Genomic DNA, 20,218 nt, shown 5'->3' with positions numbered 1-20,218 from the left:
TGTTGATCCCTCTGGCTGACTGAATGGCGCCGCCCTGTGCGGCGCTGTTGCAGTCATCCTAAAAAGGCAGTTCGAGACTGACGCTCCCTAGACTGTGTGGTTTATCCCGGTAGCGCAGAAAGTACGCGGAGGGTGGACATCCCTGTCCGTAAGATCCTTCGAGGCATGACGCCGTCACGTGGCGGAACGTCGGCCTCGTCCTCGGGGCGTGGTTTCGCACGTCCGGATCAGCGGGCAAGCGTCTCGGAGGGGCTCTCGCCGAAGCGGCGCTTGTAGTCGGTGGTGAAATGCCCGAGGTGGCTGAAGCCCCAGCGGAAAGCCACCGCCGTCACCGTGTCGCTGCCGGGGCTCAGGCGCTGCAGCTCCTCATTGACGTGGCGCAGGCGAACTTCCTTCAGGTACAGCATCGGCGAGGTGTTGCGGTAGCGGCGGAAGCCGGTGAACAGGGAGCGGCTGCTGACGCCCGCATGCTCGGCCATGTCGACGATGGAGATCGGCTCGTGGGCGTGTTCCTCGATGTAGCGCTCCACGCGCTTGACGAACGAGGGCGCCAGCGAAGGGCCGTCGGAACACAGTTCGCTCGAATAACTGTGCGGGTGATTGGTCAGCAGCAGGTTGACCAGGCCGGCCTCCATCTGCGCAGTCAGCAGTGGCGACAGTTCATCGTCCACCGACAGGCTGTCGTACACCCAGCCGACCATGCGCAGCCAGCGCGCGCCGGTCTCGGTATCCAGCGGCAAGCTCGACTCGAACTCGATGTTGCTGCGCAAGGTACGACCGAGCAATTGCTGGCAATGTCGCTCGATCAGGCTGCGATCGACACGGATGATCAGCTTCTCCGTGTTCGGCGCGTGATTGATCAGGATCGGCGTATGGGCGTTGATCACCGTGCCCATGCGCGAATTGCTAAGAACGCTTTTCTGCCCCTGCTCGATCCGCTCCTCGCCATAGATGGGCATCTGAATCAGGGCGAAGGTGTCGAGCACGCCCGGCGTGATGGTGACGGCACCGCCATAGCTCATGCGGCCGATGCCGATGCCACCGAAGCGCCGGTAGTAGACGCGGGCATCGACCGAGCCACGGCCATCGACACTGCAGAGACGGTTCGCGCAGAAGATCTTCTCGCCGATCTGGCGAGCCTCCTCCAGGTCGCGGGTATGACAAATTTCGTAGCGTGCAAGCACCGCTTCCGGTGGAGTAACCGGACGAAAACTCAGCTGTTCCATTGGTCTACCTCAGCGGCCGGGCAAGGCAACCCGACCGGGCTATCTCACGATCTGTATGCGATCCGGGGTTCATTTCCCCGGATCATTCTTGTTATGGCAGTCGTTAGCTGGACCTGGGCTCCCGATCCTCCTACGGGCGCTCCGGTTCAGTGCAAGGCTTGATAAAACCGCCGCTTCGGCGAGCACGTGCCCACTGCGGCCCCGCTGTACAAACTCCTGTTTCCCATTCAGGTCCGGGGCCTTTCCGAATAAAGCATTTAGCGGGCCAGGACGCTATCTGCTTTCTCTTTTCCCGACGAACATCGGCAGCACGACCTCTGAGTCATGGATGCGCCCATTCGTAGCGAAAAAAATTGCCAGGAACACCCTCGCAGGCGCCCCTGTCCTTGACTTCCAGCCAGCTTATCGGCGATCGGCGGCGACCATGACGAACATCATGCGTGCCGGAGTGTTACCCGTGTTACGCCATGAGTGTCGGGTACCCATCTGCACCACCACATCACCGGCTTTCAGCAGGGTCGGCTCGCCATCATCCAGATGCAGGGTCAGTTGCCCCTCGATGAGCACGCCGTAGTCGATGGTGTCGCTGCGGTGGAAGCCGGGGGCATCCGCCTCGAACAGCTCCGCCAGCCCCGGCAGGCGAGCGGCCATCTCCTCACCCGCGGCCTGCAGCTGCTCCGGGGTAGGCACAGCTGCCGACTCCGGCGGGAAGGTCACCAGCATGGCGCAGGTACCGCCGGCCGACGGCAGAACCGACTCGATCCGGGCCAGTGGTTCGGGCTGGACAGCGCCCACTACAGGCTCGGCCTCGGTCTTCCAGAACAACGCGGCACTGAAGCCCGGGCTGTGCACGAAGGATTCGTCGCCGGCAACAGGGCCGGCGCTGACGATCCGGGAACGGCCTGCGCCGTCATGCCCGGTCACCACGCAATTGGCGCGCATCGGAAACCCTCCTGGCGGTCACTGGTGAAGGATGTGGAAGTTGCTGAAGCCATTACCCTGCGCCTGGATCTCGTCCAGCGCTTCGTTGAGCTGCTCCAGGGGATAGGCGCGCGCCTCCAGCAGAGACAGATCGAGAATCCCCGCCTCCACCATGCTCGCCATTTCGTCGCCCTCGGCAGTGGTGAACCACAGCGAGCCGATGTACTGCAGCTGCGCGCACATGAAGGGGTGCGGATCGATCGGGATCGGACCGGCCACGCCGCCGATCTGGACGATCCGCCCACCACGGCCGACCGCCTGCATGGCGTCCACCGACAGCGCCGCGGGCGCCTTCGCCCCCAGTGTGTCGAGCATCGCATCAACGCCGCCAGGCACCTTCTCGAGTACCTGTTCCCGGATCGAACGCTGGCCGATCCGGACTATCTCGACACGCTGCGGATCGAGCTCCTTGAGCCTTTCCAGGGCGGCGCCATCGCGTGCCGCCACCACCACGCGGGACGCGCCGAACGCCAGGGCCAGCAGCGTCGCGCCCACACCCAGGGTGCCGCTCGCCCCCAGGACGAGGATGCTCTGCGCCGGCCGCAGGGCGGCCTTGCGGATCGCCGAATAGGCCGTGCCCAGGTAGCCGAAACGGGTGGCCTGGGCGCAGCTCATGCGCTGCGGCAAGCGCACCAGATTGGTAACCGGTGCGGTCATGTACTGGCCATAGCCGGCGTAGGGGTACTTCTCGAAAACCGCCTTCGAACCCGAGCCGAAGCCGAAGTAGCCCATGAAGGTGTAGGCCTCGCAGCGAGGCGTCTCGCCCTGCTTGCAATGACGGCACTCCCCGCATCCGACGCCGGGGTTCACGTAGACGCGATCGCCCGGCTCGAACGAAGTGACGGCCGAACCGACCTCCACGACGGTGCCGGCCGAATCCAGGCCGAAGATCGCCGGCAGCGCCGGCAGAGGCAGGAAGGGATACCACTCGGGGAAATGGGTGGTGACATTCTTCAGGTTGGGAATCACACCGGACGCCTCGACCTTCACCAGCACGTCGTGCGGCCCTGGCGCCGGCCTGGCCACTTCGTCCACCACGAACTTTCCGCCGATCTCATGCAGACGGGCGGCTTTCATCATCGTCATCGTTCTTGTCCTCGGCATGTCGGCGGCCCCATGGGCCGCCGGACTGGTTGCAAGGCGCCGCCCATCGCGGCGCCGACGTTCACCGGGTCAGCGCCCTGCCGACTGCAGCGTCTGCAGGGAGAAGTTGCTGGACTTGGCGTCGAAGTTGGTCTTCCAGGCTGCCGTGTCGATCAGCGACAGGGTGGCGTGGTTGCGCTGGAAGTCGATGACGGCGCTGGCCGTGGTCCGAACGTCGCCATCGGCGGTGTTGGCGTAGGAATGGAATTCCATGAACTTCCAGAACTCGCCTTTGCGGTTATAGGCCTCGGCGTAATAGAAGCGCGGGTACTTCACGTCCATGTACAGCACCTTCTTGCTGTAGGGATGGACCGAGGGCGTGATCGCCTCGATCACATACACCTCGCGCGGCTCGAAGTCGTTGTTGTTCATGTTCCAGTACGGCGCCTGGTCATCGAGCACCGGGTACTTCTCGGCGAAGGTCTTGCCGTCCGGGTTCCACAGGCCGGTCTTGCTGTTGGCGGCGGCCAGCACCCAGCGTTTTTCCACCAGCTTGTACTCGGGGTACCAGCAGGGGCGGGCGTTGAACGCATCCAGGTCATCCTGCAACTGGTCCGAGGAGCCCACCGGGTCCATCCAGGCGCCGCCGGACAGCCGGCGGATACGGCGCACGGCCGGGATATAGGCCCAGACATCGTTGACCTTTTCCGAGTCGTACATCTGGGTGTAGGTGCCCAGGCCCTTCATGTCCGAAGGCGACTTGAAGTAGAGCAACTGCCGGCCACGCTCGCTGCCATCGCCCTCGACGGTGCTGTCGCCGGTGAGCCGGCCCTTCATGGAGTAGCGGCTGAACTCCGCCACCGGCTCGGCGTGGACGCCCTTCTTGCCATCGATCAGCAACTGGGTGAACTGCGGCACCTGGGAGACATCCCCCACCAACTGGCCCAGGTGCCAGTTCCACATGAGTTTTTCCGCGGCCTGCGGGTCCTTCATATCGATCCCGGGGAACGGCTCGCCCGCCCCCCAGTTATCCACCCGGCAGGCTTCCTTGTTGATGCTGGCCTTGCCCGCGTTGGCCTGGGAGGCCTTGACCCAGCGCGGGTCCAGCGGCACTTCCCTGGACTTGGCCAAAGGCAGCTTCCAGCCGTTGTTGCGGATGCGCCACTCCATCTTTTCGGTGAGCAGGCTGGCGATGCTGTGCCCTTCGAAGGTGTCGCCCTTGATCTGGTCGATGTTGGCGGCGGAAATCACGGTGCCGGCCGGCAGCTCTGCCGCAATGGCCGGGAACGAGACGCTGCAGGCGGCGATGAGGCTGGCGGCCAGGCTGTGCCGCTGGGCGAAACGGGATGCGCTCATGGTGAGGTCTCCGATTGGGGGGTCAGAACAGGTAGGTCAGGCTGGTGTAGACCTGGTCGCGGTCGTGGAAGTAACCGAACAGCGTGGTGCTGTCGCAGGTGGCGCCATTGCCGGGCGGGCACTTGTCGGGATCGCGGGATGCGTCGTCCCAGAAGGCGTCGTACTCGACCTTCCAGCGCCATTTGCTGGACAGTTCGAAGGTCACCGACGGCACGGCGAAACCACCGCCGTTGCTCAGGTCGGCGCCGAGTACCAGGTTCGGACGGATGCGCCCGCTGTCGTAGCTGAGGTCGAAGATGGTGGTGGCGAGCACCGAGTGCTCCTTGACCTTGCCGCCCCAGCCGACGCTATAGAGCAGGTTGTCGTCCTCATCGAAGTTCTGCACCCATTTGTCGAACAGCTGCACGGAGAAGAACATCGGCTTTTCGGTGCCCAGCAGGCTCTGGGTGAAGGCGACGTTCTTGTCCATGCGCAGCATCATCGCCAGCACATCCTTGCGCGTGAAACCGTCGAATCCCGGCGCGATCAGCTGGCTGAGCAGTGTCGGGGTGGCCAGTTCGATCTGGTAGGGCGCGTCCTTGATGTAGGCGACTTCGGTGCTGAACACCGCATCGGCCCATTCGGAGTAGCGGCTGGCGGTAAGGCCGAAGATATCCACGATCGGGTAGATGACTTCGCCAGCGACACCACGGGTCTGATCGGTGCCGCGGGTGACCGCCCCGGACGGCAGGTCGGGCCGGCCGATCAACGCCAGGTTGTCCGAGGCATTGAGGATCGGAGCGTTGTAGAAGGTCTTCAGGTACGACAGCGAGTAGTTGGTGTCACCGTACATGCCGCTCCAGCGCAGGCCGCCGGTCCAGTCGTGGTAGTCGCCTTCGTCGTTCTCGAAGTTGTAGGGGTCGACATTGCGGAAATCGACGCCGGCATAGGGGTTGCTCGACCAGCGCCCACCGTAGATATCGATCTCGGTGCCGATGTCCTGCGTGCGGTCCAGGCCCGGGCGGATGAAGGCCTCCAGGCCACCCTCCAGTTCCGGCACATCGATGTTCATCTTGACGATGTTGTTGGTCTTGCGCAGTTCCTCGTTGGCCGGTTCGAGGAAGTTGCGCCAGGTGTAGTCGAAGCCATGCACCAGGTCGTTGGCGGCGAAGAAATCGGTCTCGCCCCAGGCCAGTTGCTGCTTGCCGATGCGGAAGGACAGACGCTCGCCCACCGGGAAGTCGACGTAGAGCTCGCGGATCTCCGCCTTGTTGTAGAGCTCCATGATGTCGCCGCGGCCATCGGCTTCACGATGGTTGTTGGCGCCCATTTCCTCCAGGTGTTCGAGGAAGTCGGTTTCGACCTCGCGCACCGCGCGCAGCTTGGCCACTACCGACACGCTGTCGGTGGCTTGCCAGTCGAGGTTGAGGCGAGCGGTACTGCGCGCCATCGACAACTTGCCCTTGTCGTCATAGCCGGGAGTGTCTTCCCAGTTCTTGGCGTTCCAGGACAGCTCCTCACGCAGGTAGCCGTCGAACTTGAAGCTGTCGTCAGCGAGCAGCGGTGCAGCGACCGTGCCGAGGGCGATTGCCAGGGCGAGCTTGTGGAGCGGCACGCGCGAGCACGCGACCGGGATGCAGGACTTGCTCATGTTGTCTCCCAGAGATGATGGCAGCGGGGAACTGATGGTTCTTGTTGTTATCTCGTCTCAAGCCTGCTGAAACGAGGGAGGTGGAACACTGGCGAGGGGGGCCTGGTCGGGCTCGCCGAAGATGAAGCGCGGCCGGAACACGTAGAGCAGAGCCGGCATGACGAAGAGCGCGGAGAAGGCCGATACGCTCAGCCAGATGGCCATCAGCAGGCCCATCTCGGCCTGGAAACGCAGCGACGACACCCACCACAAGAGGGTGCTGACGATCAGCACGCTGGCGGTGACGATCACCCCCATGCCCGAGGAATGCAGGGCCAGGCGGATGGCCTCTTCGGCACTACGGCCGTGGGCGATTTCCTCTTTCACCCGGTCGGCGATGTAGAACGCGTAGTCCACGCCCAGGCCGATACCGAGGGCCGCCACCGGCACCGTGTTGATGTTCATGCCGATGCCCTTCCAGGTCATGAAGGCGAAGGTCAGCATGTTGGAGATGATCACCGGCACCATGAACACCATGCCGGCGACGCTGGAGCGGTAGACCAGGGTGCAGAGCACGGCGAGCACCAGCAGGGCCAGGGCGATGGCCTCGATCTGGCTGGAGAGGATGATCTCGTTGACTGCCGCCATCACCCCGATCAGGCCGCCCGCCAGGTGCCACTGGCCCTCGGCCAGGGGATGGCTGGCGATGAACTCCTTGATCCGCGCCACCGCCGTGCGGATGGTCTCGCCCTGGCGATCGCGGAACATCAGGGTCACCGAGCCATTGGCGTACTGGTCGTCGGCGAAGCGGGAGATGTCCCCCGGTTCGGAGACCGAATCCAGCATGGCCATCAGGCTGCCGTTGATCGCACCGCTGTCGCCCAGTTCCAGGTAGCGCGGATTGCCTTCGCGCAGGCTGGCGTTCACATGGGGCAGGACATCGGCGATGGACAATGAGCCGCCCACTTCCGGCTGCGCCTCGATGAAACGCTGGAAGCTGTTCATCGCGTGCAATGCCTCGTTGCCCTTGATCAGACCGGGGCGGCTGTCGTCACCGAGCACCACGAACATCCGGTCGACACCTTCGAAGCGGCCGTTGATCGCGGCGGAGTCACGGTTGTACGGCGACTCCGGCCAGAGGATGGGCGAGCCGGGATTGGCATCGCCGATCTTCAGGTTCAGCGAGCACAGGCCGGCGCCCAGGACCACCAGCAAGCTGGCACCGAGCACGCCGTAACGGGCACGCGACAGGCAGACCCGCACCGCCAGGTCGAGCACCTTGCGCAGCAGCGGCAGGCAATCGATGGGGTGCGCCACGCCATGGGGCTTGCGGATGAACGACAGCATCACCGGCGTGAGGATCACGGCGCTGATGGTCAGCGTCGATACCCAGACCACCGCCAGCACGGTGAGCTTCTGCAGCATCGGAATCGGACTCAGCGCCACCACCGCCATGCACGCGGCATCGGCGATCACCCCCAGCATGCCCGGCCGGAACAGGTCGGCCAGGGCCACCTTGGCGGCGATTCGCGCGGTATCGGCGCCGGGCGGCAGCAGTTCCAGTTCGTCGTCGAAGCGATTGACGATCTGCACCGAATGGGAAACCGCCCGCGAGGTGATCAGCATGGCGACCACGATCACCAGCGGCTCGAAGTTGATCGCGAGCAGCCGGCAGATACCCAGCGCCCAGATCGCGCTGACCAGGCCGGCCAGCAGCGGCAGCGTCAGGCCGCGCCAGGTGCGCAGCAGGACGAAGAGCATCACCAGGGTCACCAGCAGGGCCGCCGCGACCAGCTGGACGGTCTCCGGCAGGTAATGGCCCACCCAGCCGTAGAGGATCGGGTCGCCCACCACGCGGATCTTGACGCTGCCGTCATCCACCTTGGCGATCAGCTCGCGGATCTCGTGGAACACCGTGGTGTAGTCCACCTGCTGGTCGATGAAGTCCACGGTGACCAGGGTCGCCTGCAGGTCCTTCGACACATAGGGCCCGTAGACCAGCGGGTTGCGCAGCACGGCCTGCTTCAGCTCGGCCATCTGCTCCGCGTTCGCCGGCAGGTCCGGCCACATCAGCGGGCGGCTCTCGATGCCAGCCGTGGAAGCACGAACCTCCTTCAGCTTCTTCGAAGCCAGGGAGGTGATCTGGTACTGGTTGACCGCGGACACCTCGCGCAGGCCCAGGGTGACGGTGCGCACCTTGTCCAGCACGGCGGTCTGGAAGATGTCGCCCTGCTCCACCTCGAACATGATGGTGACCATGTTCGAGCCGCCGAAGGTGTCCTTGAACTTCTCGTGGGTCTGCACGTACTCGTGGCGCGACGGCAGCATGTCCTCGAAGACGGTGCGCACCTCGATATGCAGGGCGAACCAGCTGAGGACCAGGGTCAGGAGGAAGAGTCCGCCGGCCACCCAGGCGCGCCGACGGATGCACAGCTCGGCAATGCGTTCGATCATGTTCTGCTCTCGATTGGAAGGGGCCAGGGGGGCGTTCATGGCTGCAGCTCCGACCATTGACGGCCATCCCAGCGGCCGATGTCGGCACCGGCCATCCAGGTCTCGCGACCGGCCACCAGCGCGCGGGTGTGCCAGGACAGGTTGCGTTCATCCAGGGCACCGGTATTCCAGCCCTCGTCATTGCCGGAAACCCAGCGGCCGAGCGCGCCGGTGGCGAACCAGCGCTGTTGCTGCGGGTTCCACAGCACATCGAAGAGATGCTCGGTCACGCCCAGCTCGACCGTTTCCCAATTCCGGCCGCCATCACGGGTCATCAGCAGGGCGCCTTCGAGGCCGACCGCCACGCCGTTCTGGCCGTCGCGGAATCGCACCGACATCAGCGAACCGGGAACGGGCGCGGCGATTTCCTCCCAGCTCTGTCCCTGATCATCGCTGAGCAGGACGCGGCCGAACTCGCCGACCACCACCAGGCGGCCGCCTTCGAGAATGGCCACGTCGTTCCAGGCGACGTCCTCCTCTTCGCGCAAACGCTGCCAGGTCTGGCCGTAATCCCGGCTGACCAGCAGGGCGCCCATCTCACCCGTGGCGATGGCCAGCCCGCCTGCGGCGACACGCACCCGGTTCAGCTTGTTGGCGACTTCCGAGCGCGGCACTCCGTCAGCGAGCTGCCAGCTCCGCCCCGCCTCCCGGCTATGCAGGATCACCCCGTCGTTACCCACGGCCACGGCATGCTCGACATCCCAGATGGCGATGTCCTGCAGCGTCCGGTCAGTCGGTGTGGGCAGGCGGCGAACCTGGCCGTCCGGCGCGATGGCGAGGATCTTGCCGTTCGATCCGCAAGCCCAGACCTCGCCTTCGGCCGCCAGGGCCAGGCCGTAGAAATGGTCCCGCCGCTCCAGCGCCGGCGGGGTCACGGTGCCCCCGACCGGTTGCGGCTTGATGAACAGCCCGGCCCAGAGCAGGCCGGCGATGATCGACCAGGGCAGCACCGTCATCAGCGCTTTCAGGGCGCGCTGCACGATGCCTGGGCGCGGTATCCGCTGGGCGGCGGCTTGATCGATGTTGATGAGTTTTGACATGGGTCGGGTCCACAGGGTTGGCGTCGTCTTTTTTCTGGTAATGGCGCCGGCAACGCAGGCAACCCCACTCTAGGTACCCCCCGGGAGCCGAACTATCCCGACACTGCAGGGCTTGTCCCCCAGGCGCAGATATTGCCGCCCGCCCTGTGCATTCGCGGGATAGCCAGTGGCCCCGGGGCAAGCTTTTCGTGTGGGCGATTTCAATCGCGAAGCAGACCGCAGGTCTGCCCTTCGAGGCCGAAAGGGGGCAGCTTCGCCGCCCTTGGCGAATGAATTCGCCCCTACAGCCCTGTAGGGTGGATAGCGCTCTTCTATCCACCAGCGAGGCCAGGCAAGGCGCCGAGGGGTACTCCCCTTCGGTGGATCAGGCCTTGCGCGCGGCCAGCAGGTCCAGCGCCACGTCGACGATCATGTCTTCCTGGCCGCCGACCATGCGGCGTTTGCCCAGCTCGACGAGGATGTCCAGGGTCTTCAGGCCGTACTTCGCCGCCGCCACTTCGGCATGGCGCAGGAAGCTGGAATACACGCCGGCATAGCCGAGGCCGAGGGTCTCGCGGTCGACCCGCACCGGGCGGTCCTGTAGCGGCCGCACCAGGTCGTCGGCGGCATCCATCAGGCGGTAGAGGTCGGTGCCGTGGTTCCAACCGAGACGCTCGGCGGCGGCGATGAACACCTCCAGCGGCGCATTGCCGGCCCCAGCACCCATGCCCGCCAGGCTGGCGTCGATGCGGTCGCAGCCCTCCTCCACCGCGACTATGGAGTTGGCCACGCCGAGGCTCAGGTTGTGGTGGGCGTGCATGCCGGTCTCGGTGTCCGGGTCCAGCACGGCCTTGAAGGCGCGCATGCGGTCACGGATGTCGTTCATGTTCATCGCGCCGCCGGAGTCGGCCATGTAGATGCACTGGGCGCCGTAGCTTTCCATCAGCTGGCCCTGCTTCGCCAGCTCTTCGGCCGGGATCATGTGGCTCATCATCAGGAAGCCCACGGTGTCCATGCCGAGGCTGCGGGCGTATTCGATGTGCTGCCTGGACACGTCCGCCTCGGTGCAGTGGGTGGCCACCCGCACGCTGCGGGCGCCGGCGTCATAGGCGGCCTTGAGGTCATGCACGGTGCCGATGCCGGGCAGCAGCAGCACGGTGAGGCGGGCATGCTCGATCACCTCGGCGGCGGCTTCGATCCACTCCAGGTCGGTGTGGGCGCCGAAGCCGTAGTTGAAGGACGAACCCTGCAGGCCGTCGCCGTGGGTCACCTCGATGGCGTCCACCTTCGCCTGGTCGAGCGCGCGGGCGATGGCCCGCACCTGATCCACCGAGTACTGGTGGCGGATCGCATGGCTGCCGTCGCGCAGGGTTACGTCGGAGATATAGAGCTTCTTGCCGTTCATGCCGCGTCTCCGTGGTTCATCGCCTGGGCCATGCGTTCGGCGGTAGCCAGCGCGGCGGAGGTCATGATGTCGAGGTTGCCGGCGTAGCTCGGCAGGTAGTGGGCGGCGCCTTCCACTTCGAGGAACACCGAGGTCTTCAGCCCGGAAAAGCGGCCGTGGCCGGGGATATTCAGGTCGCGGACCTCGTCGAACTGCACCCGCTGCTTCAGGCGGTAGCCCGGTACGTAGGCCTGCACGGCGGCGGCCATTTCCTCGATGCTGGCTTCGATGCGCGCCTGATCGGCGGCTTCGCTGAGGACGAACACGGTATCGCGCATCATCAAGGGCGGCTCGGCCGGGTTCATGATGATGATCGCCTTGCCCTTGGCCGCCTGGCCTATCACCTCGATGGCCTTGGAGGTCGTCTCGGTGAACTCGTCGATATTGGCGCGGGTGCCGGGGCCGGCGGATTTGCTGGCGATGGAGGCGATGATCTCCGCGTAATGCACCCTGGCCACGCGGGACACCGCCGCCACCATGGGAATGGTGGCCTGGCCGCCGCAGGTGACCATGTTGACGTTAGTCGCGGCGAGGTGCTGCTCCAGGTTGACCACCGGCACGCAATAGGGGCCTATCGCGGCCGGGGTCAGGTCGATCACGCGAAGACCGGGCTTGTGGCCCCGCAGCAAGGCGTCGTTCTTCACGTGGGCACCGGCACTGGTGGCATCGAAGACGAAGTCGATCTCGTCGAAGACCGGCAGGCGGGTCAGGCCCTCCACGCCTTCATGGGTAGTGGCCACGCCCAGTCGTGCTGCGCGGGCCAGACCGTCGGACGCCGGGTCGATGCCGACCATGGCGCCCATCTCCAGATACTGCGCATTGCGCAGCACCTTGATCATCAGGTCGGTGCCGATATTGCCGGAACCGATGATGGCGACTTTGCGTTTCTTGCTCATGGGAAAAGCTCTCTCTGCAATCACTCGGCACTGAAATCGACGGCCACCTGGCCGATGCCGTCGATCACCGCTTCGAAGCGGTCGCCGGCGGCCACCGCGGACATCGGCCCGAGGGCGCCGGTGAGGATCAGGTCGCCGGCCCTCAGCGGTTCGCCCAGGCGGGCCATGGTGCGCGCCAGCCACACGGCGGCATTCAACGGGTGGCCAAGGCACTCGGCGCCGCTACCGCTGGACACCAGTTCGCCGTTGCGGGTCATGCGCATGACGGCCTGGCGCAGGTCCAGCGAATCGATCCGGCGTGCCGGGCCGCCTAGCACGTAGCAACCGCTGGAGGCGTTGTCGGCCACGGTGTCGACGAAGCGGATGTTCCAGCCCTCGACCCGGCTGCCGACGATCTCCAGGGCCGGCAATACCCAGCCGGTGGCCGCCAGCACATCGGCGAAACCGGTGTCGGCGCGCGGCAGGTCGCGCTCGAGGATCAGGGCGATCTCCGCCTCGATCTTCGGCTGCAGCACCCGCTTGAAGGGCACCACCTCGTTGTCGCCGTAGGCCATGTCGGCGAACAGGGTGCCGAAGTCCGGCTGGCCCACGCCCAGCTGCGCCTGCACCTTGGGATTGGTCAGGCCGATCTTGCGGCCCACCACGCGGCGCCCGGCAGCCACGCCATGGGCAACGTTCAGGCGCTGGATGGCGTAGGCCGCCTCGCCGTTATCTTCGCCGATGCGCTCGCGCAACGGGCCGATGGCCTCGCCGCTGGCTTCCGCGCCGCGCAGCGCGGCGGCCAGTCGTTCAAGGGAATCCCGGGAAAGGGTCATCTCGCACCTCGGCAATCAGTGGGTGAGGAAGTCCAGCACCATGCGGTTGAACTTGTCGGCGTGCTCCCACTGCGCCCAGTGGCCGCAGTTGTTGAACACGTGGAGTTCGGAATGGGGGATGCCGGCCACCAGGCGCAGGCCGGTGTCCATGGGCACGAAGCGGTCGTTGCGGCCCCAGATCACCAGGGTTTCGGCCTTGATCTCCGCCAGGCGCGCGCCGAAATCGGGGAACTGCTTCGGGTTGGCCGCGAGGCTGGCGACGAAGTTCTCCAGGTGATCACGGCGGGCCAGCATGTTGTCCAGGCGGGCCTGGAACAGTTCCTCGGTGAGGTCGCTGGGGTCGAAGACGAAGATGCTCATCATCTTCTTCAGGCTGTCGATGGTCGGCTCGCGGTACAGGCCCTGGAGCAGCTTGATGCCCTCGGTAGGCATCGGCACGAAGGGGCTGGCGCCGCCGGTGCCGCCGCCCATCAGCACCAGCTTGCCCACCCGCTCCGGCCAGGACAGGGCGAAGGCCACGGCGCTGTGCCCGCCCATGGAGTTGCCGACCAGGTGCACCCGGTCCAGCTCCAGCTGGTCCACCAGCCCCTTGAGGATGCGGGCATTGAGGTCCGAACGGGAGCCGGTGCAGACGATGGAATCGCTTTTGCTCCAGCCCGGGCAGTCCAGCAGGATCACGCGAAAGCCCGCGTCCACCAGTGGCTGGATATTCCGGTTGAAGTTGGCCCAGCCACTGGCGCCGGGGCCGGAGCCGTGGAGCATGACCACGGTTTCGCGGCCCTGGCCGCAGTCGTTGTAGTGGATGTTCAGCTCCAGCTCGCCTTCCGCAATACGGATGAACTGGCTGGTAGCCGCTTCGGTGATGGTGGTCATGTCGGGCTTCTCCGGAAAGGCTCAGGCAAGTGGCTCGGCGGCGAGCGCGCCGTAGCCGGCGATCCACTCGGGGATCGGGCGGTAGTAGCGGGCACTGGCCCGATAGGGACCGAAGGCGGACAGCGCGGCAAAAGCCGCCACCCAGGTCTTCACCTCATGGGTGGACTTGCCGGCGATGGCCGACAGTTCTGCGTTGCCCAGGCCATCCAGCTCGTCCAGCCGGCCGGCGGCCAGGACGTCGAGGAAGGATTGGTCCCAGGCAGGATTCAGGGGGTGCAGGCTGTTCTCGTCCTCGACGAAGAGGCGCGCAGCGTTGATCACCCGCTGCTGCCGGGCCTCGCGCTCATCGGCGGGCAGATGACGGCCACTGCCCTTCAGGCGATCGGCCATCAACCCCTCGACCCGGGCCAGCTCCGGCACCGGCGGCTGGTGCGACAGGCCTCCGGAGCCGAGGAAGAGCACGCGCTTGCCGGTGGAACGGGCGAAGCGGCCGATGGCCTCGCCGAGCAGGCGGGCACGCTGGAAGCTGGGCAGCGGCACGGCCACCGAGTTGATGAACACCGGGATCACCGGATAGCGCCGCAAGCCACCCAGCAACTCTTCCAGCGGCTGGGCAAAACCGTGGTCCACCTGCATGCGGTAGGACACCGCCGCATCCACCCCGTCGGCCAGCACCGCCTCGGCACACCGCTCGGCCAGCTCCTGCGGCACGCTGATGACCCCGGCGGCGGTGCCGAAGTCACCGATGGCGTGGGCCGCCATGCCGATGCAGAACGACGGCATTACATCGTAGAAAAAGCCGTTGTAGTGGTCCGGCGAGAACAGGAACACCAACTCCGGAGAAAAACGTTCGATTCGTTCGCGCGCTGCGGCGGTCACCCCATTGACCTCGGCGAGCACCTCCGGCGCAGGGTCGACATGACCGACCAGTGGGGTGTGCGAAAGGCACTGCAACAGAGCGCTCATCGATGCGCTACCCACATCGAGCGCGCCGACAGGTACAGAAAAACTGGGGGGTTTGAATGGCTCATGCGGGACAGGCTCCGTGGCTGCGTCGGCAGCGCTCCTCCCGGAGAGAGGGCGCTCGGGCAATGGTGGCCTCTCGAAAACCGAGGCGAACCCCACCGAGGATAGGGAGCTGCCCCCCGGCAGGCGCTCCCGTGGCGTACGGCGCTATCCCGAAAGCGCAAGAATCTGAGCGGGCCTGTTTCCCTCGAATGCCCGAGTGCTCGTCAATCGTGCTGTTGCAAGCGCCTGGCACCAGGCCCTTTGGGGGCAAGCTGGGGACTATGCCCCCCTGTTCCGTGCTTCCCACCAGCCCAACGGCGGCCTTTGCCCTACGTGCGGTAATGCCAAGCGACACCGGGCGGGCTAACGTTTCTCATTAATGCATCCACCCTGATATCAAGAGGAGACTATGGCTTGGCAACAATGTCCCGTATGCCATGGCAGCCGAGCGATTCTCAAAAATGGATACGCGACAGAGTGCCGTTACTGCAGGGGTTTGGGGAAAGTCTACGAATCCGCTTCGAAGTCCGCTGCCGGTGGACTTTTCCTTCAGGCGGCCCTGCAGGTGTTGGCATCGTTGGCCGCTGGATACTTCGCGGCCGAGTATGAAAAGCAGTGGGACCCGACGCACAAACTGATACTGGGTGCCTTGGTGGCCGGCGCGGTCTATTGGTGCCTGACCCTGAAGGTATTTCGGGAGTTGCTTCTGTGGGGGATGGCCCTGGTGGCCATCTATCAAATCTACGAAGCCTGGATTTACCGATGATTCACGGGAGGACACTCCTGACTGACTCGTAGGCATTTTCGTCCACGAGACCCGCTACTCGACTTCGGTCAAAGGCTGCCGAGCAGTTCGGCAGCAGATCGAGACACCGCAGGTGGCTGCCCGGCCGCCTGCCCCCACGCAGCAGCGCAATTTTCCAGCGCCGACCTGCCATTTCCGCATGCCAGGTAGTCCGAAACTCCCACCCCGCCTGGGAGTATCGGGCGATACGCGATCCTCCGGCATTTCCCCATAGTTGGGTCATCAACCAGGGCAACGGCCAGACCTCGCTGCCCGGAACTGCGCAGGAGGAAATCATGGCTATTGTGAACGTTACGCTGGACGAAACGACCGGTTTGCAGAACGATTTCGCCACTGACGTGGAGGGAGACGCTGACGACAACGACATACTGGTGACGTCCCTACCCTCGGACTTCTCTGCCCGTTTGACAGAACTGGGGGCAGGCACCGCATTGGGTGCGGCCTTGAGTGGCTATACCGGTGAGCCGGATGACACAGGCGCCGATGCGTTCAGCATCACTCCCACGCCCGGAGCGACCATCACCGACGTCAGCTTCACCGACGACCTTGGCGAGCCGCTCGATGGCCTGGACAGCGGGCTGTTCACCCTCGATGGAACCAGCATCCTTCTCTACACGGATACCGAAGACAACAACATCGTTCTGGGCCGAGCCGGAGGCATAGACGGCGCGATCGTATTCGCTGCCTATATCGAAGAAACCGGATCGCCGGTATCGGGCGGCAAGATCTGGACCGTGCAGTACGAACCGCTCTTGCATTCGATCGACAGCGACCCCGACGACGCTGTCGATCTGTCGGATCTCGTTTTCGTCGGCACCAGCCAGAACATTGAATTCAGCCTGGCCAATGCGCCCTCCGGCCAGAACCTCTTCCTGATGTTCACGACGGCGAACCCGGAGTTGGTTGACGACAACGGAGTCTTGCGGATCGCCGATCCCACCATCATCGCCACTGGCAAGACCCCCGCAAACCAGTCGACCGGCGTGAACATAACGACGGGCGACACCATCAATACCAGCCAGGCGGGTGGCCCGACCACCTTTGGCACCAACAATCAGATGATCGTGGAACAGGAAGGCATTCGTTTTACCTTCGTCACAGGCGCCCGGCAGGATGTGACCATTCCCAACCTGGACCAGAACGAAGCAGACCTCGAATCCAACATCGACTTCACCGACGTCTTCAATGCGAGGTCTGCCCAGTTCGACGTCGTGCAGTTGCAGAGCGGCAAGAGTGCCGTCGTAAGAATCAGCGCATTCACCACTGATCCCGAATCTGGCAATGACTTCGTCGACGGCTATGACGACGATACGTCGGTTGAAATCATCAATGTTCGCGTCATCAACAAGAGCACCGGGCTGGTGATCGAGAACTCGGACGGATCGGTGAATGATCCGGGCATTGCCATCAGCTTGACTGGTGGGATTGCAACCATCACCGGCGTCAAGGCCGGCTACACGATTGAATACACCACCGAGCCTGATCACAACCGCGTACTCATCGAGAACGGCGCGGCCACCGACGCCAAGGGCAATAACCACGCCGATTTCGATATCGGTGGCTTCCAGCTGCTCCAAGTCAATGTTTCGACCACCGAAGTCGGCTCCCAGATGATCTTCGAGGATGACGGACCGTCGATCGATGCGAACACGACCGCGGTGCCCACGCTGACGACCGACGATACGGATATTCCGGACAGTGCCGGCCCGACCAGCTTCGCGGGCGTGTTCACGACGGCTTTCGGCCAGGACGGGTTCAAGGACACCGACAACGACGACGTCCAGGATGAGGATGCGATCACCTACGCCCTCGGCGTGAGCGCGACGGATGGCGTGGACAGCGGCCTGCTGGACACCCTGTCGGGCGACAAGATCTTCCTGTTCCTGGAAAGCGGCGTTGTCGTGGGCCGTGTCGGCACAGACGGCGGCCTTGCCGATCCGGACGGGGCCGAGGCATTCACCATTTCGGTGGTCACCAATACGGGCAACGTGACGCTGACGCAGAGCCGTTCGGTGGTGCACGACGATCCGAACGATCCGGATGAGACAGGCGCCTCCGCAGCCGGTATGGCGGCCTCCCTGGTGACACTGACGGCGACCATCACCGACGGCGATGGCGACACCGACACGGCGATGCGCGACATAGGCGACGCCTTCAAGTTCGAAGACGACGGGCCATCGATCGATGCGAATGCGACCGCGGTGCCCACGCTGACGACCGACGATACGGATATTCCGGACAGTGCCGGCCCGACCAGCTTCGCGGGCGTGTTCACGGCAGCCTTCGGCCAGGACGGTTTCAAGGATACCGACGACGACGACGTCCAGGACGCGGATGCGATCACCTACGCCCTCGGCGTGAGCGCGACGGGGGGCGTGGACAGTGGCCTGCTGGACACCCTGTCGGGCGACAAGATCTTCCTGTTCCTGGAAAGCGGCGTTGTCGTGGGCCGTGTCGGCACAGACGGCGGCCTTGCCGATCAAGGCGGGGCCGAGGCGTTCACCATCTCGGTCGCCGCCAATACGGGCGAAGTGACGCTGACCCAGAACCTTGCGGTGGTGCATAACGATCCGGCCGACCCGATCGAGGCAGGCGCCTCCGCAGCCGGTATGGCGGCCTCCCTGGTGACACTGACAGCAACCATCACCGACGGCGATGGCGACACCGACACGGCGACGCGCAATATCGGCGACGCCTTCAAGTTCGAAGACGACGGTCCATCGATCGATGCGAACGCGAACCCGGTGCCCACGCTGACGACCGACGACACGGGGCTCCCGAACAGTGACGGCCCGATCAGCTTTGCAGGCCTGTTCTCGACGCCGGCCTTTGGCCAGGACGGTTTCAAGGATACCGACGACGACGACGTCCAGGACACCGATGCGCTCACCTACGCACTGGGCGTGAGCGCGACGGGGGGTGTGGACAGCGGCCTGGTGGAAACGCAGTCGGGCAACAAGATCTTCCTGTTCCTGCAAAACGGTTCCGTAGTAGGCCGTGTCGGGACGGCCGGCGGCCTTGCCGATCAGGCCGGGGCCGTGGCGTTCACCATCGCAGTCGCCGTCACTTCGGGCGAAGTGACGCTGACCCAGAACCTTGCGGTGGTGCACGACGATCCGCTCGATCCGGATGAGACAGGCGCCTCCGCAGCAGGCATGGCGGCCGCTCTGGTAACGCTGACGGCGACCGTCACCGACGGCGATGGCGACACCGACACGGCGACACGCGATATCGGTGACGCCTTCAAGTTCGAGGACGATGGCCCGACGCTCGCCTTCGGCAACCTGATCGGGACCGGTACCGACCTTGCGCAATACGGGTTCTGGAACATGGAGGCTGGAGCCGACGGGCTGGGTGCGGCCGGTCTCGATATCTCGTTGGTGAATGACGAGTTCACCCTCGTCAGGCCAAACGGCACGACCACCACCGGGAGCGGCACACTCACCGAGCAGTCGCCTTCGCCGGACGCCAATGGCGCGTACCATTTCTCCGGGACCTTGACCGGCGATTTCGACAACAACACCCAAACGGACGATACCACCATCAACTACACGCTGACCGCCTTTGCCGATGGCAGCTATGCACTGGATCTGGTGGAAGGCTTCCGTTCGACGATCGTCCTCAGCAGCGCCGATGGCTCGCTCGATGCCGGTGGTCCTGACCCAGTGCGCACGCTGACGATCGGGACCGAGGAAATCGTCTTCTTCGCCGCGAATCCGCTGGCTCCACAGGAGGGTGATGACAGCATTGAGACCGGCATCGGGGATGGGCTGACCGACCTCACCGAAGCCCAACTGCAGACCGACCCCTTGCCGTCGTATATCGGCACGGCGGCCATGAACGTCAGCACGTCCGGCATCGGTATCGGCAACAACAACCTGGAAGGAAACACGACGCCGGGCATCAATGCCGGTGACGAGAGTTTCGTCATCAACCCCGAGTCGGCGCTGACGTCCATGAAGGTATTCATCGACAACTCGGTGCAGGGGTACAACCCGGCGACGGAAGAGCTGTACTACACGATCTACTACGTGGACGGCACGACTTCGGGTTCGCCGACGAAGGTTCTCGCCGCTGATCTGACCTCGGAGGCTGGAAACCAGAAGTCCTTCCTCATCGAGAGGGAGGGCACCAAGCTGATCGACGCCGTTCAGCTCACGATGGGGCTGGGCACGATCAAGATCCCGGTGATCCAGTTCATTCAGGAGACCCAGAGCCTTGCCAGCGATATCCAGCTGGCGTTCAGCGCCACGCTGACGGACGGTGATGGGGACTCGGCGACCAGTACCTTTGACGCCAACCTGTTCGCCAACGACCCGGCCGACCAGCTCTTCGACTTCAGGCTGATTGGCACGCTCGATGAACGTGATGCCTTCAACATCGATCTGTCGATCGACGAGAACCTGTACCAGGTCACCGGCTTCGATGTCGGCTCGACCCGGGACAGTCTGGTACTCATCGGGGACCTGAACGCCGCCGAGCCTTCGATCAACAATGACGGCAACGACAGCATTGTGACGATCAACGAGACTGGCGGACAGACAACGACCATCACAGTGGTCGGGGTCGACCTGCTGAATACCGATATCGTCCTCGGCGGCGTCTGAGGC

Annotated in this window: 14 protein-coding genes; 2 read left to right on the top strand and 12 right to left on the bottom strand. The window is 64.6% G+C overall.

Annotated elements, in window-relative coordinates; translation table 11 throughout:
* Positions 1 to 227: 227 nt before the first annotated feature.
* The 12 genes from ACFPU0_RS16340 to mhpB all read right to left on the bottom strand — a co-directional run bounded on the left by ACFPU0_RS16340 (position 228) and on the right by mhpB (position 14,761).
* Complete coding sequence (locus ACFPU0_RS16340) at positions 228 to 1,226, bottom strand: AraC family transcriptional regulator (protein WP_377694236.1); 999 nt, start codon at positions 1,224 to 1,226, stop codon at positions 228 to 230.
* Positions 1,227 to 1,628: 402 nt separating this feature from the next.
* Positions 1,629 to 2,168 (bottom strand): cupin domain-containing protein, encoded by a 540-nt coding sequence (locus ACFPU0_RS16335; RefSeq protein WP_377694234.1) that lies wholly within the window; start codon positions 2,166 to 2,168, stop codon positions 1,629 to 1,631.
* An 18-nt stretch (positions 2,169 to 2,186) separates the two neighbouring features.
* Positions 2,187 to 3,293 (bottom strand): alcohol dehydrogenase catalytic domain-containing protein, encoded by a 1,107-nt coding sequence (locus ACFPU0_RS16330; RefSeq protein WP_377694233.1) that lies wholly within the window; start codon positions 3,291 to 3,293, stop codon positions 2,187 to 2,189.
* A gap of 87 nt (positions 3,294 to 3,380) precedes the next feature.
* On the bottom strand, positions 3,381 to 4,646 hold the full coding sequence (locus tag ACFPU0_RS16325; protein WP_377694232.1) for a DUF1329 domain-containing protein: 1,266 nt from the start codon (positions 4,644 to 4,646) through the stop codon (positions 3,381 to 3,383).
* Positions 4,647 to 4,668: 22 nt separating this feature from the next.
* Positions 4,669 to 6,276 carry a DUF1302 family protein gene (locus ACFPU0_RS16320; protein WP_377694230.1) on the bottom strand — a complete coding sequence of 536 codons (1,608 nt, stop codon included), beginning with the start codon at positions 6,274 to 6,276 and terminating at the stop codon, positions 4,669 to 4,671.
* 57 nt (positions 6,277 to 6,333) lie between these two features.
* Positions 6,334 to 8,709, bottom strand: coding sequence for an efflux RND transporter permease subunit (locus tag ACFPU0_RS16315; protein WP_377694325.1), 2,376 nt, complete (start codon positions 8,707 to 8,709; stop codon positions 6,334 to 6,336).
* 35 nt (positions 8,710 to 8,744) lie between these two features.
* Complete coding sequence (locus ACFPU0_RS16310; RefSeq protein ID WP_377694229.1) at positions 8,745 to 9,788, bottom strand: YCF48-related protein; 1,044 nt, start codon at positions 9,786 to 9,788, stop codon at positions 8,745 to 8,747.
* A gap of 364 nt (positions 9,789 to 10,152) precedes the next feature.
* A complete protein-coding gene (gene dmpG, locus ACFPU0_RS16305; RefSeq protein ID WP_377694228.1) occupies positions 10,153 to 11,172 on the bottom strand; it encodes a 4-hydroxy-2-oxovalerate aldolase in 1,020 nt (339 codons plus the stop codon).
* The gene (locus ACFPU0_RS16300; RefSeq protein WP_377694226.1) at positions 11,169 to 12,107 is read right to left on the bottom strand and encodes an acetaldehyde dehydrogenase (acetylating); all 939 of its coding nucleotides are present in this window, start codon (positions 12,105 to 12,107) and stop codon (positions 11,169 to 11,171) included. The genes dmpG and ACFPU0_RS16300 overlap by 4 nt, the downstream gene beginning before the upstream one ends.
* 20 nt (positions 12,108 to 12,127) lie before the next feature.
* Positions 12,128 to 12,922, bottom strand: a complete 795-nt coding sequence (mhpD, locus tag ACFPU0_RS16295; protein WP_377694225.1) for a 2-keto-4-pentenoate hydratase — start codon at positions 12,920 to 12,922, stop codon at positions 12,128 to 12,130.
* Between the two features lie 15 nt (positions 12,923 to 12,937).
* Positions 12,938 to 13,795 carry an alpha/beta fold hydrolase gene (locus tag ACFPU0_RS16290; RefSeq protein WP_377694223.1) on the bottom strand — a complete coding sequence of 286 codons (858 nt, stop codon included), beginning with the start codon at positions 13,793 to 13,795 and terminating at the stop codon, positions 12,938 to 12,940.
* 21 nt (positions 13,796 to 13,816) lie between these two features.
* Positions 13,817 to 14,761, bottom strand: coding sequence for a 3-carboxyethylcatechol 2,3-dioxygenase (mhpB, locus tag ACFPU0_RS16285; protein WP_377694222.1), 945 nt, complete (start codon positions 14,759 to 14,761; stop codon positions 13,817 to 13,819).
* A 451-nt stretch (positions 14,762 to 15,212) separates the two neighbouring features.
* Here mhpB and ACFPU0_RS16280 point away from each other — a divergent pair, with 451 nt between their 5' ends.
* The gene (locus ACFPU0_RS16280) at positions 15,213 to 15,569 is read left to right on the top strand and encodes a hypothetical protein (protein WP_377694221.1); all 357 of its coding nucleotides are present in this window, start codon (positions 15,213 to 15,215) and stop codon (positions 15,567 to 15,569) included.
* 314 nt (positions 15,570 to 15,883) lie between these two features.
* Positions 15,884 to 20,215 (top strand): DUF5801 repeats-in-toxin domain-containing protein, encoded by a 4,332-nt coding sequence (locus ACFPU0_RS16275; RefSeq protein WP_377694219.1) that lies wholly within the window; start codon positions 15,884 to 15,886, stop codon positions 20,213 to 20,215.
* Positions 20,216 to 20,218: the final 3 nt, after the last annotated feature.

The sequence above is a fragment of the Pseudomonas sp. GCM10022186 genome (assembly GCF_042656385.1).
In the GTDB taxonomy this organism is placed as follows: Bacteria; Pseudomonadota; Gammaproteobacteria; order Pseudomonadales; family Pseudomonadaceae; genus Metapseudomonas.
Note: the sequence above shows the minus strand (reverse complement) of the source record. Positions and strands in the feature narration are given on the sequence as shown.

Coding starts and splice junctions, on each gene's coding strand:
- ACFPU0_RS16340 (WP_377694236.1), bottom strand. CDS start 1,226: ATGGAACAGCTGAGTTTTCGTCCGGTTACTCCACCGGAAGCGGTGCTT.
- ACFPU0_RS16335 (WP_377694234.1), bottom strand. CDS start 2,168: ATGCGCGCCAATTGCGTGGTGACCGGGCATGACGGCGCAGGCCGTTCC.
- ACFPU0_RS16330 (WP_377694233.1), bottom strand. CDS start 3,293: ATGACGATGATGAAAGCCGCCCGTCTGCATGAGATCGGCGGAAAGTTC.
- ACFPU0_RS16325 (WP_377694232.1), bottom strand. CDS start 4,646: ATGAGCGCATCCCGTTTCGCCCAGCGGCACAGCCTGGCCGCCAGCCTC.
- ACFPU0_RS16320 (WP_377694230.1), bottom strand. CDS start 6,276: ATGAGCAAGTCCTGCATCCCGGTCGCGTGCTCGCGCGTGCCGCTCCAC.
- ACFPU0_RS16315 (WP_377694325.1), bottom strand. CDS start 8,709: ATGATCGAACGCATTGCCGAGCTGTGCATCCGTCGGCGCGCCTGGGTG.
- ACFPU0_RS16310 (WP_377694229.1), bottom strand. CDS start 9,788: ATGTCAAAACTCATCAACATCGATCAAGCCGCCGCCCAGCGGATACCG.
- dmpG (WP_377694228.1), bottom strand. CDS start 11,172: ATGAACGGCAAGAAGCTCTATATCTCCGACGTAACCCTGCGCGACGGC.
- ACFPU0_RS16300 (WP_377694226.1), bottom strand. CDS start 12,107: ATGAGCAAGAAACGCAAAGTCGCCATCATCGGTTCCGGCAATATCGGC.
- mhpD (WP_377694225.1), bottom strand. CDS start 12,922: ATGACCCTTTCCCGGGATTCCCTTGAACGACTGGCCGCCGCGCTGCGC.
- ACFPU0_RS16290 (WP_377694223.1), bottom strand. CDS start 13,795: ATGACCACCATCACCGAAGCGGCTACCAGCCAGTTCATCCGTATTGCG.
- mhpB (WP_377694222.1), bottom strand. CDS start 14,761: ATGAGCGCTCTGTTGCAGTGCCTTTCGCACACCCCACTGGTCGGTCAT.
- ACFPU0_RS16280 (WP_377694221.1), top strand. CDS start 15,213: ATGGCTTGGCAACAATGTCCCGTATGCCATGGCAGCCGAGCGATTCTC.
- ACFPU0_RS16275 (WP_377694219.1), top strand. CDS start 15,884: ATGGCTATTGTGAACGTTACGCTGGACGAAACGACCGGTTTGCAGAAC.